At 58.2% G+C, this 14,336-nt stretch carries 16 protein-coding genes and 1 tRNA gene; 14 read left to right on the top strand and 3 right to left on the bottom strand.

The annotated features are described in order from the left end of the window. Nucleotides 1-312: 312 nt before the first annotated feature. The 4 genes from rpoE to PSH65_RS24965 all read left to right on the top strand — a co-directional run bounded on the left by rpoE (nucleotide 313) and on the right by PSH65_RS24965 (nucleotide 4,162). Complete coding sequence (gene rpoE / locus PSH65_RS24980; RefSeq protein ID WP_003172477.1) at nucleotides 313-894, top strand: RNA polymerase sigma factor RpoE; 582 nt, start codon at nucleotides 313-315, stop codon at nucleotides 892-894. Nucleotides 895-924: 30 nt separating this feature from the next. Further along, a complete protein-coding gene (locus tag PSH65_RS24975; protein ID WP_253551525.1) occupies nucleotides 925-1,512 on the top strand; it encodes a sigma-E factor negative regulatory protein in 588 nt (195 codons plus the stop codon). Between the two features lie 8 nt (nucleotides 1,513-1,520). Next, nucleotides 1,521-2,483, top strand: coding sequence for a MucB/RseB C-terminal domain-containing protein (locus tag PSH65_RS24970; RefSeq protein WP_305422970.1), 963 nt, complete (start codon nucleotides 1,521-1,523; stop codon nucleotides 2,481-2,483). A gap of 248 nt (nucleotides 2,484-2,731) precedes the next feature. After that, nucleotides 2,732-4,162: a DegQ family serine endoprotease gene (locus PSH65_RS24965; protein ID WP_305422968.1), complete on the top strand. Its 1,431-nt coding sequence runs from the start codon at nucleotides 2,732-2,734 to the stop codon at nucleotides 4,160-4,162. Nucleotides 4,163-4,265: 103 nt separating this feature from the next. On the opposite strand, the gene PSH65_RS24960 is transcribed toward PSH65_RS24965, so the two are convergent. Next, the gene (locus PSH65_RS24960) at nucleotides 4,266-5,699 is read right to left on the bottom strand and encodes a M48 family metalloprotease (RefSeq protein WP_305422967.1); all 1,434 of its coding nucleotides are present in this window, start codon (nucleotides 5,697-5,699) and stop codon (nucleotides 4,266-4,268) included. Nucleotides 5,700-5,797: 98 nt separating this feature from the next. Here PSH65_RS24960 and PSH65_RS24955 point away from each other — a divergent pair, with 98 nt between their 5' ends. Continuing rightward, nucleotides 5,798-6,037 carry a sulfurtransferase TusA family protein gene (locus tag PSH65_RS24955; RefSeq protein WP_007898654.1) on the top strand — a complete coding sequence of 80 codons (240 nt, stop codon included), beginning with the start codon at nucleotides 5,798-5,800 and terminating at the stop codon, nucleotides 6,035-6,037. Between the two features lie 31 nt (nucleotides 6,038-6,068). After that, a complete protein-coding gene (locus PSH65_RS24950; RefSeq protein ID WP_192344364.1) occupies nucleotides 6,069-7,139 on the top strand; it encodes an AI-2E family transporter in 1,071 nt (356 codons plus the stop codon). Nucleotides 7,140-7,257: 118 nt separating this feature from the next. Here the strand turns inward: PSH65_RS24950 and PSH65_RS24945 are convergent, their stop codons facing one another. Both PSH65_RS24945 and PSH65_RS24940 read right to left on the bottom strand, forming a co-directional pair. Next, the gene (locus tag PSH65_RS24945; RefSeq protein WP_305422965.1) at nucleotides 7,258-7,731 is read right to left on the bottom strand and encodes a peroxiredoxin; all 474 of its coding nucleotides are present in this window, start codon (nucleotides 7,729-7,731) and stop codon (nucleotides 7,258-7,260) included. A 10-nt stretch (nucleotides 7,732-7,741) separates the two neighbouring features. Then, nucleotides 7,742-8,302, bottom strand: coding sequence for a glycine cleavage system protein R (locus PSH65_RS24940; protein ID WP_030132651.1), 561 nt, complete (start codon nucleotides 8,300-8,302; stop codon nucleotides 7,742-7,744). 326 nt (nucleotides 8,303-8,628) lie between these two features. Between PSH65_RS24940 and dapA the strand changes: the two genes are divergently transcribed. The 8 genes from dapA (at nucleotide 8,629) to PSH65_RS24900 (ending at nucleotide 14,333) form a co-directional block, all read left to right on the top strand. Continuing rightward, on the top strand, nucleotides 8,629-9,507 hold the full coding sequence (gene dapA, locus PSH65_RS24935; RefSeq protein ID WP_048394063.1) for a 4-hydroxy-tetrahydrodipicolinate synthase: 879 nt from the start codon (nucleotides 8,629-8,631) through the stop codon (nucleotides 9,505-9,507). Nucleotides 9,508-9,524: 17 nt separating this feature from the next. Then, the gene (gene bamC, locus PSH65_RS24930) at nucleotides 9,525-10,640 is read left to right on the top strand and encodes an outer membrane protein assembly factor BamC (protein WP_305422962.1); all 1,116 of its coding nucleotides are present in this window, start codon (nucleotides 9,525-9,527) and stop codon (nucleotides 10,638-10,640) included. 4 nt (nucleotides 10,641-10,644) lie between these two features. Then, complete coding sequence (locus tag PSH65_RS24925) at nucleotides 10,645-11,403, top strand: MBL fold metallo-hydrolase (RefSeq protein WP_305422960.1); 759 nt, start codon at nucleotides 10,645-10,647, stop codon at nucleotides 11,401-11,403. A gap of 28 nt (nucleotides 11,404-11,431) precedes the next feature. After that, a complete protein-coding gene (gene purC, locus PSH65_RS24920) occupies nucleotides 11,432-12,145 on the top strand; it encodes a phosphoribosylaminoimidazolesuccinocarboxamide synthase (protein WP_095630959.1) in 714 nt (237 codons plus the stop codon). 83 nt (nucleotides 12,146-12,228) lie between these two features. Next, nucleotides 12,229-12,318 (top strand) — tRNA-Ser (locus PSH65_RS24915). Nucleotides 12,319-12,641: 323 nt separating this feature from the next. Then, entirely contained in the window at nucleotides 12,642-12,833 is a 192-nt protein-coding gene (locus PSH65_RS24910; RefSeq protein ID WP_008074435.1) for a DUF1508 domain-containing protein, read from the top strand. A 150-nt stretch (nucleotides 12,834-12,983) separates the two neighbouring features. Then, a complete protein-coding gene (locus PSH65_RS24905) occupies nucleotides 12,984-13,910 on the top strand; it encodes a LysR family transcriptional regulator (protein WP_305422959.1) in 927 nt (308 codons plus the stop codon). Between the two features lie 57 nt (nucleotides 13,911-13,967). Next, nucleotides 13,968-14,333 carry a 5-carboxymethyl-2-hydroxymuconate Delta-isomerase gene (locus PSH65_RS24900; protein ID WP_305422958.1) on the top strand — a complete coding sequence of 122 codons (366 nt, stop codon included), beginning with the start codon at nucleotides 13,968-13,970 and terminating at the stop codon, nucleotides 14,331-14,333. Nucleotides 14,334-14,336: the final 3 nt, after the last annotated feature.

Here is a 14,336-nt window from a genome sequence, read left to right as displayed (position 1 = left end):
ACAATGTCGGTTTCGGGCAGCTATAAATATGGAACTTTTGCCAAAGGCTCAAGATCAATAGACGGTTGCCTGAAACAAGGGACAGTGTCGGTTTCGGTGCGGGACTTGCGGTTGGGTCCTTGCTGGCGAATCCGGTGACAAGATTATTCGCGCAGCCGGGTTATCCCGCGCTGCGCTTTTCGTGCGTGCCAAATCAGAGCCCGCAGGAAACTTGCTTGGAGGGGGAGAACTTTTGCGAAAAGCCCGAGTCTATGTTTGCAAGTCTGGTCGTTCAGTAATGCAAGCCTCCTTCGAGCTTATCGAGGAGTGTTCATGCTAACCCAGGAAGAGGATCAGCAGCTGGTCGAGCGCGTTCAACGCGGCGACAAGCGAGCTTTCGATCTGCTAGTGCTGAAATACCAGCACAAAATTCTCGGGTTGATCGTGCGTTTCGTGCACGACACCCATGAAGCCCAGGATGTCGCACAGGAAGCCTTTATCAAGGCGTACCGTGCACTTGGTAATTTTCGCGGAGACAGCGCGTTTTATACGTGGCTTTACCGTATCGCCATCAACACGGCGAAAAACTATCTGGTTTCACGCGGCCGTCGGCCGCCGGATAGCGATGTCAGTTCCGAGGATGCAGAGTTCTACGATGGCGATCATGGCCTCAAGGATCTCGAGTCGCCAGAACGTGCATTGCTGCGGGATGAGATCGAAGGCACCGTCCATCGAACCATTCAGCAACTGCCAGAAGATTTGCGTACGGCTTTAACTTTACGTGAATTCGATGGTCTGAGTTACGAGGACATTGCCAGCGTCATGCAGTGTCCGGTGGGTACCGTGCGCTCCCGGATTTTCCGCGCCCGGGAGGCCATCGATAAAGCCCTGCAGCCGTTGTTGCAGGAAAACTGAGACAGCGGCGACAGCCAAGAGAGGAACGCCATGAGTCGTGAAGCCCTGCAGGAATCGCTGTCCGCAGTGATGGATAACGAAGCGGACGAATTGGAATTGCGTCGGGTGTTGAATGCCTTCGACGATGTTGAAACTCGCGAAACCTGGGCTCGTTACCAGATCGCTCGGGCAGTTATGCACAAGGACCTGTTGCTTCCTCGTCTGGACATCGCTGCGGCAGTCTCTGCTGCGCTGGCTGACGAAGCCGTACCGGCAAAAGCCTCTCGCGGTCCATGGCGCAGCCTGGGTCGTCTGGCAGTCGCTGCTTCGGTGACCGTTGCCGTGCTGGCAGGTGTTCGTCTGTACAACCAAGACGAGATCGCCGGTGTCGAGTTGGCCCAGCAATCCAGCCAACCGGGTCTGACCGCTCCTCAGGTCAAGGGCCCCGCTGTATTGGCAGGCTACAATGAGAGTTCGGAAGCCACTGGCCCTATGGCCAACGGCGTATTGCAAGGCCAACCAGGCTGGCACGATCAGCGTCTGCCAGGTTACTTGCGCCAACATGCTCAACAGGCTGCATTGAAAGGTACTGAGAGCGCTCTGCCTTACGCTCGTGCAGCAAGCCTGGAAAACCGCTAAGGAGGATCATGCGCGCCATACCTCTACTTACGCTTCTGCTCAGTGGCTGGTTTGTTGTTCCAGCCCACGCCGATGAAGCCCAGGACTGGCTGAAGCGTCTGGGACAGGCCGAGCAAACGCAGAGCTTTCACGGTACTTTCGTCTACGAGCGTAACGGTAGTTTCTCTACCCATAACATCTGGCATCGCGTCCAGGATGGCAAGGTCCGCGAGCGTTTACTCCAGCTCGACGGTTCGGCACAGGAAGTCGTGCGCATTGATGGGCATACTCAATGCGTTAGCGGCACCCTGATAGCAGGGCTGGGGGACTCACCCAACTCCACCGCTCGTGCACTCGATCCACAAAAGCTAAAGAATTGGTACGACCTTGCCGTCATCGGCAAGTCGCGTGTGGCCGGGCGTTCGGCGGTGATCGTGTCGTTGAAGCCTCGCGATCAGCATCGCTACGGTTTTGAGCTGCATTTGGACAAGGAAACCGGTTTGCCGTTGAAGTCATTGTTGCTCAATGACAAAGGGCAACTGCTGGAGCGGTTCCAGTTCACCCGGCTGGATACTGCCGAGGTGCCTTCCGACAGCGATTTGCAGGCAGGTTCTGACTGCAAGCCCGTTAACCTCGACAGTGACAAGGCGTCCGCCGTCAAGACCGCGCAGGTCTGGCATTCGGACTGGTTGCCGCCAGGTTTCGAACTGACCAGCAGTAGCTCTCACAAGGATCCGGATACCAAAGTCCAGGTCAACAGTCTGATGTTCGACGACGGTCTGGCCCGATTCTCGGTGTTCCTGGAGCCATTGAACGGGGCAACAGTCACCGACACGCGTACCCAGCTTGGGCCAACAGTCGCTGTCTCCCGTCGCTTGACCACTCCGCAAGGCGAAATAATGGTGACCGTGGTCGGTGAAATACCGATTGGTACCGCCGAACGGATTGCGCTGTCCATGCGCAACGATGCCGCGGCTACCAGCAAGCAGTGAGCTGATTAGCCATGCTCATCAATCGGGGGCTGGAGGGTGAGGGAGATCGGCGATGGCTGCCCAGTCGTTGAGGTCTCGAAATGTTTTGCCGAGCATTTTCATTTGCAAATATCCGGAAATTTTTTTATAGGTCAGAGCTCCCTCGGCTCTGGCCTTGTTTGTTGTTCCCGGAACAAAAATACCGGCGTATCGTTTCCGGTGTTCCTTGCTCCATATCGCTTAACCATGCTCGTCGTAACGGGAGCCGTATGTCGATACCACGCTTGAAGTCTTACCTCTCTGTTTTTGCCACCGTGCTGGTGCTCGGTCAGGCGGTCACTGCGCAAGCGGTCGAGTTGCCTGACTTCACGCAACTGGTCGAGCAGGCCTCGCCCGCGGTGGTGAACATCAGTACCACCCAAAAGTTGCCGGACCGCAAAGTGTCCAGTGAGCAAATGCCAGACCTTGAAGGCTTGCCGCCGATGCTGCGCGAGTTCTTCGAGCGTGGCATGCCGCAACAGCCACGCTCGCCTCGTGGCGATCGCCAGCGCGAAGCGCAATCCCTGGGTTCGGGTTTCATCATTTCGTCTGACGGCTACATCCTGACCAACAACCATGTGATTGCCGACGCCGACGAGATTCTCGTGCGCCTCGCCGATCGCAGTGAGTTGAAAGCCAAGCTGATCGGTACCGATCAGCGTTCCGACGTCGCCTTGCTGAAAATTGAAGGCAAGGATCTGCCGGTCCTGAAACTTGGCAAATCGCGAGATCTGAAACCCGGTCAGTGGGTTGTGGCCATCGGCTCGCCGTTCGGCTTTGATCACACCGTGACTCAAGGCATCGTCAGTGCCATCGGTCGAAGTCTGCCGAACGAAAATTATGTGCCATTCATCCAGACCGACGTGGCGATCAACCCGGGTAACTCTGGTGGTCCGCTGTTCAACCTGGCCGGTGAAGTGGTCGGCATCAACTCGCAGATCTACACTCGCTCCGGCGGTTTCATGGGCGTGTCGTTCGCAATCCCTATCGATGTCGCGTTGGATGTTTCCAATCAGCTGAAAAGCGGCGGTAAGGTCAGTCGTGGCTGGTTGGGTGTGGTGATCCAGGAGGTGAGCAAGGATCTGGCCGAGTCGTTCGGTCTCGAGAAGCCGGCCGGTGCGCTGGTGGCTCAGATCCAGGATGACGGTCCGGCTGCCAAGGGTGGCCTGCAAGTGGGCGACGTGATCCTGAGCATGAACGGTCAACCAATCGTCATGTCCGCCGATCTGCCGCACCTGGTGGGCGCGTTGAAGGCTGGCTCGAAAGCCGATCTAGAAGTGATCCGCGAAGGCAAACGCAAGAACGTCGAGCTGACCGTCGGCGCTATCCCTGAAGAAGGCAAAGAGCTGGAAGCCCTGCCTAAATCCAGTGTCGAGCGCAGCAGCAATCGCCTGGGCGTTTCCGTGGCGGAATTGACGGATGAACAGAAGAAAGCCTACGACCTCAAAGGTGGTGTGGTGATCAAGGAAGTTCAGGACGGTCCTGCTGCCCTGATCGGTTTGCAGCCGGGCGATGTGATCACTCACCTGAACAACCAGGCGATCGGCTCTTCCAAGGAGTTCACGGACATTGCCAAGGCGCTGCCGAAGAACCGCTCGGTGTCGATGCGGGTTCTACGTCAAGGTCGCGCCAGCTTCATCACCTTCAAACTGGCTGAATAAACCGGTTGTCGGCTGAATAAAAAACCGCCTCGAAAGAGGCGGTTTTTTTGTACCTGGTTTTTTTGTTTCTGAGCTTTGTTTCTGAGCTTTTGTTCTGAAACGGTCAGCCCATCATGTCCTTGACCATGCGCTCCTGCTCCATCAGCTCACGTTGCCGCGCATCGATCCGCGATGACAACGGGAAGTTGCTGCCAGCCTTGCGCTTGGCGAAGTCCAGTTGCTGGATCGCCTGGCGATAGTCGCCGACCAGCGCAAAGTACTCCGCGCGAGCCTGATGCAGGCCGATGATGTTGCCCGACAGGCCACGAGTCTCGGCCACCATATACCAGACGTCCGGATCATCAGGGCGGCTCTTGAGCAGGTTCTCCAGCGCTTTTTCCGCATCGGCTGCTCGATTCTGCTTGAGCAGCAGGTCGACACGCACCTGATTCAGCGGGTAGTTGCCGGGATATTGAGTGAGCATCCGGTCGACCCTTGATTGAGCATCGGGCAGACGATTATTGGTGATGTCCAGATCGACTTGCGCCAGGTTGTAGATGATCTCGTTCGGCGATTTGGCCAGCAGCAGCTTGAGGTTCTCGCGAGCCTCATTCAGCTGGCCGCCTTTGATCTGGGCGATCGCCAGGCCGTAGCGCGCCACGTCGTTTTTCGGGTTTTCATCGAGTTGAGCCCGAAAGCGCTTGGCGCCCAGGCCAGGGGTTTCTTCATAGATCAACTGCACGCGTGCCCGAATCAGCTGGTAACGCATGCTGTCTTCGATGCCGCCCGGTTTGGCCTGTTCGGCGCGGTTGCGGGTGTCGGCGATCCGCGATTCGGTTACCGGGTGAGTCAGCAGGAACTCCGGTGGCTTGGCATCGAAGCGGTACTGGCGCATCAGCCGTTCGAACATGGACGGCATCGAGCGTGGATCGTAACCGGCCTTTTCCAGATTCATGATGCCGATACGGTCGGCTTCCTGTTCGTTCTGGCGCGAGAAGCGTCGTTGTTCCTGAATCGCCGCTGCCTGAGTACCGGCAATGGCCGCAATCCCGGCATCGCCTGCCCCGGCCGCGGCAATTACGATCCCGGCCAGCAGGGCTGCCATCATGGGCACTTGCATGCGTTGCGACGCTTCGACACCGCGGGCAAAGTGACGCTGCGACAAGTGAGCCAGTTCGTGGGCCAGTACCGAGGCATACTCGCCCTCGGTCTGGGCATTGAGGAACAAGCCACCGTTGACGCCGACGATCCCGCCCGGCGCGGCAAAGGCGTTGAGCTGCGGACTGTTGATCAGGATGAACTCCAGGCGCCGGTCATTGACCTGGCTGGTTTCCACCAGTCGGTAGACGCTGGACTCGACGTAATCCTTGAGTTGCGGATCGTTGAGCTGCGACACCTGGCTGCGCAACAGTGCCAGCCATGCACGGCCCAGTTGGTGTTCCTGTTGCGGCGAGACGATGGCAGAACTGGCGTCACCGAGTGACGGCAAGTCGTCGGCGAAGCCCGGTGAGGCGAGCAGGCAAGCGAGCGTCAGCAGGGTAGGGCGCAAAAAAGTCATGCACAAAGCCTTAGTCGACAAAGACCTTACTGTAGCCGGACACTACGCTTGGGACCAGATATTCTAAGCGGCTTAACCCCCTGCCCCGGAGTGATTCGATGACTGACGCTGTAACCCACGACGCCGAACTGGACGCCAGCGGTCTGAATTGCCCGTTGCCCTTGCTCAAAGCCAAACTGGAACTCAACCGACTGGCCAGCGGAGCGGTACTCAAGGTGATCGCTACCGATGCAGGTTCCCAGCGCGACTTCCGCACCTTTGCCCGATTGGCCGGTCATACGCTGCTTCGTGAAGAAGATGAGGCGGGCGTTTACCGCTATTGGTTGAAAAAAGCCTGAAATCTGCTGCGTTCATTTCTAAGGATTATTGATGTTCAAAGTGTTACGCGACTGGATTCAGCGCTATTTCTCGGACGAAGAAGCCGTGGTGCTGGCGGTGCTGCTGTTTCTGGCATTTACCGCGGTGCTCACCCTGGGGGGAATGCTCGCGCCAGTATTGGCCGGTATGGTGCTGGCGTATCTGATGCAGGGGCTGGTGGTGACTCTCGAGCGCCTGCGCGTGCCGGGTGGCGCGGCGGTGGGGCTGGTTTTCGCGTTATTCATGGGGTTGTTGCTGGTCTTTATCATCATCGTGGTACCACTGCTCTGGCATCAACTGATCACGTTGTTCAACGAATTGCCCGGCATGCTCGCCAAGTGGCAGTCGCTGCTGTTGCTGCTGCCCGAGCGCTATCCGCACCTGGTGTCGGATGAGCAAGTGCTGCAGGCGATCGAAGTGGCGCGGGGGGAGATCGGCAAGTTCGGTCAGTGGGCGCTGACATTCTCGCTGTCGAGTCTGCCGTTGCTGGTGAACATCATGATCTACCTGGTGTTGGTGCCGATCCTGGTGTTCTTCTTTCTCAAGGATCGGGAGATGATCGGCCAGTGGGTGCGCGGTTATCTGCCGCGCGAGCGGGCGCTGATCACCCGGGTCGCTCAGGAAATGAACCGGCAGATCGCCAATTATATTCGCGGCAAGGTCATCGAAATTTTCATTTGCGGTGGCGTGACTTACATCGCATTTGTGGCGCTGGGGCTTAACTATTCAGCGTTGCTGGCGTTGCTGGTGGGTGTGTCGGTGGTGGTGCCGTACGTCGGGGCGGTGGTGGTGACCGTGCCGGTGCTGCTGATCGCACTGTTCCAATGGGGTTGGAGCGATCAGTTCATCTATTTGATGGCGGTCTACGGGATCATCCAGACACTGGACGGCAACGTGCTGGTGCCGCTGCTGTTCTCGGAAGCGGTCAACCTGCACCCGGTGGCGATCATTTGCGCGGTGCTGTTGTTTGGCGGGTTGTGGGGCTTTTGGGGCGTGTTCTTTGCGATTCCACTGGCGACGCTGTTCAAGGCCGTGCTGGATGCCTGGCCGCGCAAAGAGCCAATGGTGGCGCCGCTGCTTTAATTGTCAGCCTTGAGGGCCTCTTCGCGGGCAAGCCTCGATCCTACAGGTCTTGTGGAACGCCGCTGGCCTGTAGGCGCGAGGCTTGCCCGCGAAGGCGTCCGAACAGACGCCCAAATAATCAGGCCTTGTTCAGCGCCTGAGCAGCAGCCAAAACCGCATCCACATGCCCCGGTACCTTCACGCCGCGCCATTCCTGACGCAACACGCCGTTCTTGTCGATCAGGAACGTGCTGCGATCAACGCCCATATATTCCTTGCCGTAGAGCTTTTTCAGTTTGATCACGTCGAATAGCTGGCACAGCGCTTCTTCTTTGTCACTGATCAACTCGAAGGTGAACTCCTGCTTGGCCTTGAAGTTTTCGTGGGATTTCAGGCTGTCGCGAGACACGCCGAAGACTTCCGTGTTGGCGGCCTTAAAGGCGTCAAGCTGATCACGAAAACCCTGACCTTGGGTGGTGCAGCCCGGCGTGCTGTCCTTCGGATAGAAGTAAATCACCACTTGCTTGCCTTTGAGGCCCGCGAGGCTGACGGATTGCCCGCTGGTGGCGGGTGCTTCGAAGTCGGCAACCGGTTGGTCGATGGCTACGGCCATGAAAGCTTCCTTACATTGGGTTTTGTGGGCGCCACGGTTCAATCAGTGCGTCCAGGTTCATGGCGTCGGCGAAATCCAGGAACTGGTCACGCAACCAGCTGATCTGAGTGCCGGCCGGCAAGGTCACGGTGAACGTGGCGTTAAGCATGGTGCCGCCGGTCTGCGGGGCCTGATAGGTGTCGCAGGTCAGGTTCTCCAGCTCGACGTTGTGATCCATGAAGAACTGGCACAGCTCGTTGATGATGTCCGGGCGGTAGGCCGAGCTGACATAGGCAACGTACGGCAGGGCCTGGGGGCGGTTCTCCAGGGCAGCGCTGCGGATCACGTTAACGGTGAAGGCGTGCCGTTTGGCCAGCACTGGCAGGCTGCCTTCGAGACGCGCCAGGGCGTCCCAGCTGCCGGAGATCTCGAGGATCAGCGCACTGCATTCGCCGTGACGCGTCAGGCGAGAGGTGACCACGGCGCAGCGGTTTTCATGGCTGGCGCGGCACAGGACGTTAGTCAGCTCCATGGGGTTGGCGCCGAGGGCACTGATTACAAGGAATTGTTCGCGAACTGTGGGGGTGGACATGCAGCATTCCTAAAGCGATGAGCGGTCGATACTTTTATGGGCTTTTTTTGCCGGGACGAGCCTGCGGATGCGAATTCAGAAAACCCGGCCGAAGGTTGCAACGTGCTCCAGTATGGCAAGAGCGAGGGGTAGCAACGCTGGATCGGGGCTTGTGATGCCGAAAATGGAGGCTGGAACGCGGCGTACGAGCTTATCAGTACCGATCAAAGTCTGAAGGGTAGCGAAAAGCAGCGCCAAGGGGAATGGCAGCAGCGCAGTACTTCGCTTGTACAAGCATCTTGGCGCCAGTACCATTACCGCTCTCTTTTTCCGGCAGGAGCGGTTGCATGATTGCGGGCAGTATGGTGGCACTGGTCACACCCATGGATGCACAGGGTCGTCTCGACTGGGACAGCCTGAGCAAACTGGTGGACTTCCACCTGCAAGAGGGCACCAACGCCATCGTGGCGGTCGGCACTACAGGTGAGTCGGCCACGCTTGACGTGAACGAGCACATCGAAGTGATTCGTCGCGTGGTTGCCCAGGTTGCAGGGCGTATTCCGGTGATCGCCGGTACGGGCGCCAATTCGACGCGCGAAGCGATCGAACTGACAACCAATGCAAAGAACGCCGGCGCCGACGCGTGCCTGCTGGTAACCCCCTATTACAACAAGCCGACGCAAGAAGGCCTGTACCAGCACTTCAAGGCAATCGCCGAAGCCGTCGACATCCCGCAGATTCTCTACAACGTGCCGGGCCGTACCGCATGCGACATGCTGGCCGAGACCGTAATCCGTCTGTCGACCGTGAAGAACATCATCGGCATCAAGGAAGCCACGGGCGACCTGCAGCGCGCCAAGGACATCCTGGCCGGCGTGAGCAGCGACTTCCTGGTGTATTCCGGTGACGATGCGACCGCGGTCGAGCTGATGCTGCTCGGCGGCAAGGGTAATATTTCGGTGACCGCCAACGTCGCTCCGCGCGCCATGAGCGAGTTGTGTGCCGCGGCCATGGCCGGTGATGCCGTCAAAGCCCGGGCGATCCACGAAAAGCTGATGCCGCTCAATAAAACCCTGTTTATCGAATCCAACCCTATCCCCGTGAAATGGGCACTGCATGAAATGGGCTTGATGCCGGACGGTATCCGTCTGCCGCTCACCTGGCTCAGTGCTGCCTGTCACGAACCGCTGCGGCAGGCCATGCGCCAGTCCGGCGTCCTGGTTTAATTGAGGAAGTACTACGCATGAAGCGATTGGCCGGACTTTCCGCACTTGCCTTGATTATCTCCAGCACCAGTGGCTGCGGATGGATCTGGGGCCCGGAAGGTTATTTCCGTGACCGTGGTAGTGACTACCTGGAAGCGCAACAGACTGCACCGATGCAACTGCCACCGGACGTCAGCACCGCCAAGCGTCTGGATCCGCTGTTGCCGATCCCGCGCAACGTGGCCGATGACACTGCCAAGGGCGAATACATCGTGCCTCGTCCGCAGCCGCTGTCGGCAGCGGCTGATGCCAGCGACTATACACTGCAGAAGAGCGGCGACTCGCGTTGGGTCATGGCCCAGCACCCACCGGCTGAAGTCTGGCCCGTGGCCGTGCAGTTTTTCCAGGACAACGGTTTCCGTCTGGACGAGCAACGCCCGCAAACTGGCGAATTCACCACCACCTGGCAGCATTCCGACGAACTGTCCGCAGCAATGGCCAAGCGCCTGAGCGCAGCCGGTGTCGGCGCCGACAGTGAAAGCCGTGTGCGGGTGCGTATCGAACCAGGCGTGCAGCGCAACACCAGTGAAGTCTATGTGGTCAGCGCCGAGCGTCCTGCCGGCAGCACCGCCAATGTGGATTTCACCAATCGTTCGGTCAACACCAGCCTGGACGCAGCACTGGTCGACGACATGCTCGCGAGCATGAGCCGCACCTCGGAGAAGGGCGGTTCGGTCTCCATGCTGGCCTCTCGTGATTTCGATACGCCAAGTCGTGTCAGCCTGACCGAAGACGGTAGTGGTAACCCGGTGCTCAACGTCGGTTCTGACCTGGATCGTGCCTGGTCGAGTGTCGGTCGTGCGCTGGAACAGGGCGAATGGCGTGTTGAAGACATCAACCGCAGCCTGGGCCTGTACTACATCAACCTCGCCGAAAAAGCCGAGAAAAAGGACGAGAAGCCAGGTTTCTTCAGCGGTCTGTTCGGCAGCAAGCCGGACAAGGAAGAAGTTGAAGCCCGTGCCGAGCGTTATCAGGTTCGCCTGAGCAAGGTTGGCGAGAACGTCCAAGTCACCGTCGAGAAAAACATCAACACCGTGGCGCCCGCAGACGTGGCACGTAAAGTGTTGAGCGTGATTCAGGACAACCTGGGCTGATCACATGCGTTTTGCCGTTCTCGGCAGCGGTAGCCAAGGGAACGGCACGCTGATAGCCAGCGATGACACGTATGTACTGGTGGATTGTGGTTTCTCCCTGCGGGAAACCGAAAAACGCCTGCTGCGACTGGGTGTAAGCCCTTCGCAGCTGAGCGCGATACTCGTGACCCACGAACATGCCGATCACGTGCATGGCGTGGGTTTGCTGTCTCGGCGTTACAATCTGCCTGTCTACCTCAGTCGCGGGACCCTGCGCGGGATGCGCAAACCGATTGAACCCGCAGGCCTTCTGGCTGGCGGCGAGCAACTGCAAATCGGCCCTCTGAGCATCGGCGTCATTGCCGTGGCCCATGATGCGCAGGAGCCGACGCAGTATGTCTTCAGCGACGGTCAGCGGCGTTTCGGCCTGTTGACCGACCTGGGCTCATACTGCAACAAGGTGCTGGACGGCTATCGGGACCTCGATGCGTTGATGATCGAGGCTAACCATTGCCGTGACATGCTGGCTCGCGGTCACTACCCGTACTTTCTCAAGCAACGGGTGGGCGGCGAATTGGGACATTTGAACAACCATCAGGCGGCATTCCTGGTGGCCGAGTTGGGCTGGCAAGGCCTGCAACATCTGGTCCTGGCCCATCTGAGCAGCAAGAACAACCTGCCGCAGCTGGCCCGGCAATGTTTTGTCGACACCCTCGGGTGCGACCCGGACTGGCTGCAACTGGCCGATCAAGATTCAGGGCTCGACTGGCGACACATCGCCTAGCCCACCTACTTAGCAAGCGGAGCCCATCATGGAAAAACGTGAAGAACTCTACCGCGGCAAAGCCAAATCGGTTTACAAGACCGACGACGCTGACCGCTTGATCCTGCTGTTTCGCAACGACACTTCGGCGTTCGACGGCAAGCGCATTGAGCAGCTCGACCGCAAAGGCATGGTGAACAACAAGTTCAACGCCTTCATCATGCAGAAGCTCGAAGCAGCCGGCGTGCCGACTCAATTCGACAAACTGCTGGGCGACAACGAATGCCTGGTGAAGAAACTCGACATGATCCCGGTCGAGTGCGTCGTGCGTAACTACGCCGCCGGCAGCCTGGTCAAGCGCCTGGGCGTGGAAGAGGGTATGAAGCTCAACCCTTACACCTTCGAACTGTTCCTGAAGGACGACGCCAAGGGCGACCCGTTCATCAACGAATCCCACGTCGTGGCATTCGGTTGGGGCACTGCCGAGCAACTGGTTCGCATGAAAGAACTGTCGCTCAAGGTCAATGAAGTCCTGAGCAAACTGTTCGACGACGCCGGCCTGCTGCTGGTCGACTTCAAGCTCGAATTCGGCGTTTTCTCCGACGGCACCATCGTCCTGGGCGACGAATTCAGCCCGGACGGCTGCCGTCTGTGGGACAAGGCCACCGGCAAGAAAATGGACAAGGACCGCTTCCGTCAGGGCCTCGGTGACGTCATCGAAGCCTACGAAGAAGTCGCCAATCGTCTGGGCGTACCGCTGTAATCGACGCAAGCATCTGATAGCACGGAAAAATTTCGCTTAGGGGGTTCGCTTCCGGCAAAAGTGTTGTTATGATGCGCGCCGTTGGAGAGATGCCAGAGTGGCCGAATGGGACGGATTCGAAATCCGTTGTACCTTCACCGGTACCTAGGGTTCGAATCCCTATCTCTCCGCCATTACATAGAAAAAGCCCCGTAGCTGAATAAGCTACGGGGCTTTTTCGTTTGCGCAGCTTTTTCCGTTGGGCCATTTGCCCCAAGTTTTTGGTGTCAGATAAATCAGGCCAACAGCGTAAGAAAAATATGCATATTTACGGGAAAACTGACTCCGCCGAGTCTCTTTAATTACCGCCTCCCGTATCCATTGGTCCTGCCGCGAATCAAGGTTCTTTCTTCGAAATATCCGTTCACATTGAAAGACATTGCCTCAAAAATTCCTCATCTACTCTGGTTTCGCAGGTCACTGATCTGTCGTAATCAGCAGTCGCAAGGAGCGATCAATGTATTTTGAGATTTACAGGCAAACCCGTGGTATCGCACAAACCGGCAAGGGCCAATGGCGCTGGCGTTTGCGGGCGGGGAATCATGAAACGATTGCCAGTGGGGAGGCTTACGTCAACAAGTCTGATTGCGTGCACGCCATCAGCTTGATCAAAGGGACTCATGATCAGACCCCGGTCAAGGAAATATAAGCTCCAGGGCGGTGAAGCTGCTCAGTCAGAGCAGCTTCGTTTTTTCAGGCTCCCTGTTTTTATGGATCAGGTCATTTGCCAGCCTGCATAGACGCCGATTACGACACCTCCCTAAACTGTCGCCCAGTCTTGGGGACCGGGGTGCAAGGGATGAATCGCAACGAACTGCGCAAGGCCGACATCAATCTGATGGTGGTGTTCGAGACATTGATGCTCGAACGCAACGTCACACGGGTGGCGGAGAAGCTGTTCCTCGGTCAGCCGACCATCAGTGCGGCGCTGAACCGCTTGCGGACGATGTTCAATGATCCGCTGTTCATTCGGGTCGGCCATCGCATGGAGCCGACGGCGCGGGCCGAGGAGATTATTCAGCACCTGTCACCGGCGCTGGATTCGCTGTCGGTGGCTTTGAGCCTGACCCATGATTTCGATCCGCTCAGCAGCACCATGACGTTTCGCATCGGGCTGTCGGACGATGTCGAGTTCGGCCTGTTACCACCGTTGCTGCGCGCCTTGCGTCAGGAAGCTCCGAAGGTGGTGTTCGTGGTCCAGCATGTTGACTACTGGCGGATTCCCGACCTGCTGGCATCCGGCGATATCACCGTTGGTATCAGCCAGACCCGCGGCCTGCCAGCCAACGCCAAGCGCAAATTGCTGCGACACATCCAGCCCAGTATTTTGCGTGCAGACGCATCGGACACACCGCTGACCCTCGATGAATATTGCTCGCGGCCGCACGTGCTGGTGTCTCACACCGCCAATGTCAGTGGCTACGCCGATGAGTGGCTGGCGGAAATCGGCCGCACTCGTCAAGTGGTGCTCTCGGTGCCGCAATACAGCTCATTGCCGGCCTTGCTCGCCGGCACCGATCTGATCGCCAGCCTGCCGGATTACACGGCCGAAGCGATGGCCGCGTCCGGCCAACTGTTCAAGGAGCCGTTTCCGTTCAAGACGCCAACCCTGGACTTGTCCATGGTCTGGCTCAGTCATGTCGACAGCGATCCGGCCGAACGCTGGCTGCGTTCGCGTCTGGAGGCGTTCATGAGTGAGCGTGCGATTCTTCCGCCGTCCCAGTGAGTAGGGCGGCGCTGTGTTATATGTACGACCTTTCTGCCAATCATCAGGAGCCCTGTCATGCCCCACCTGCACATGGAATACACCGCCAATTTGCCCGAATTGAATGCCGATGTGGCGTTGATGCGACTCAACAACGCGTTGGTGGCGTCCGGCCAGTTTGGTGCTGAGTTCGATATCAAGGCTCGTGCAGTGAAGGTCGAGACTTTCAGGGTGGGCACGGCACTGGGCGAGCGGGCGTTCGTGCATGTGAAGCTGGCGCTGTTGAGCGGTCGTTCGCCGGAGATCAAAAAGCAGTTGTCTGAAAGCCTGCTGGCCGTGGTGCAGGATGTGTGTGAGTGGCCGGCGGGGGTTGAGGTCCAGCTGTGTGTTGAAATCCTCGATATCGATCGAGAGTCCTACACCAAGACTGCCATTGGCCACTGAGTT

The sequence above is a fragment of the Pseudomonas sp. FP603 genome (assembly GCF_030687415.1).
Classification (GTDB): Bacteria; Pseudomonadota; Gammaproteobacteria; order Pseudomonadales; family Pseudomonadaceae; genus Aquipseudomonas; species Aquipseudomonas wuhanensis.
This window is presented reverse-complemented; position numbering and strand designations above follow the sequence as displayed.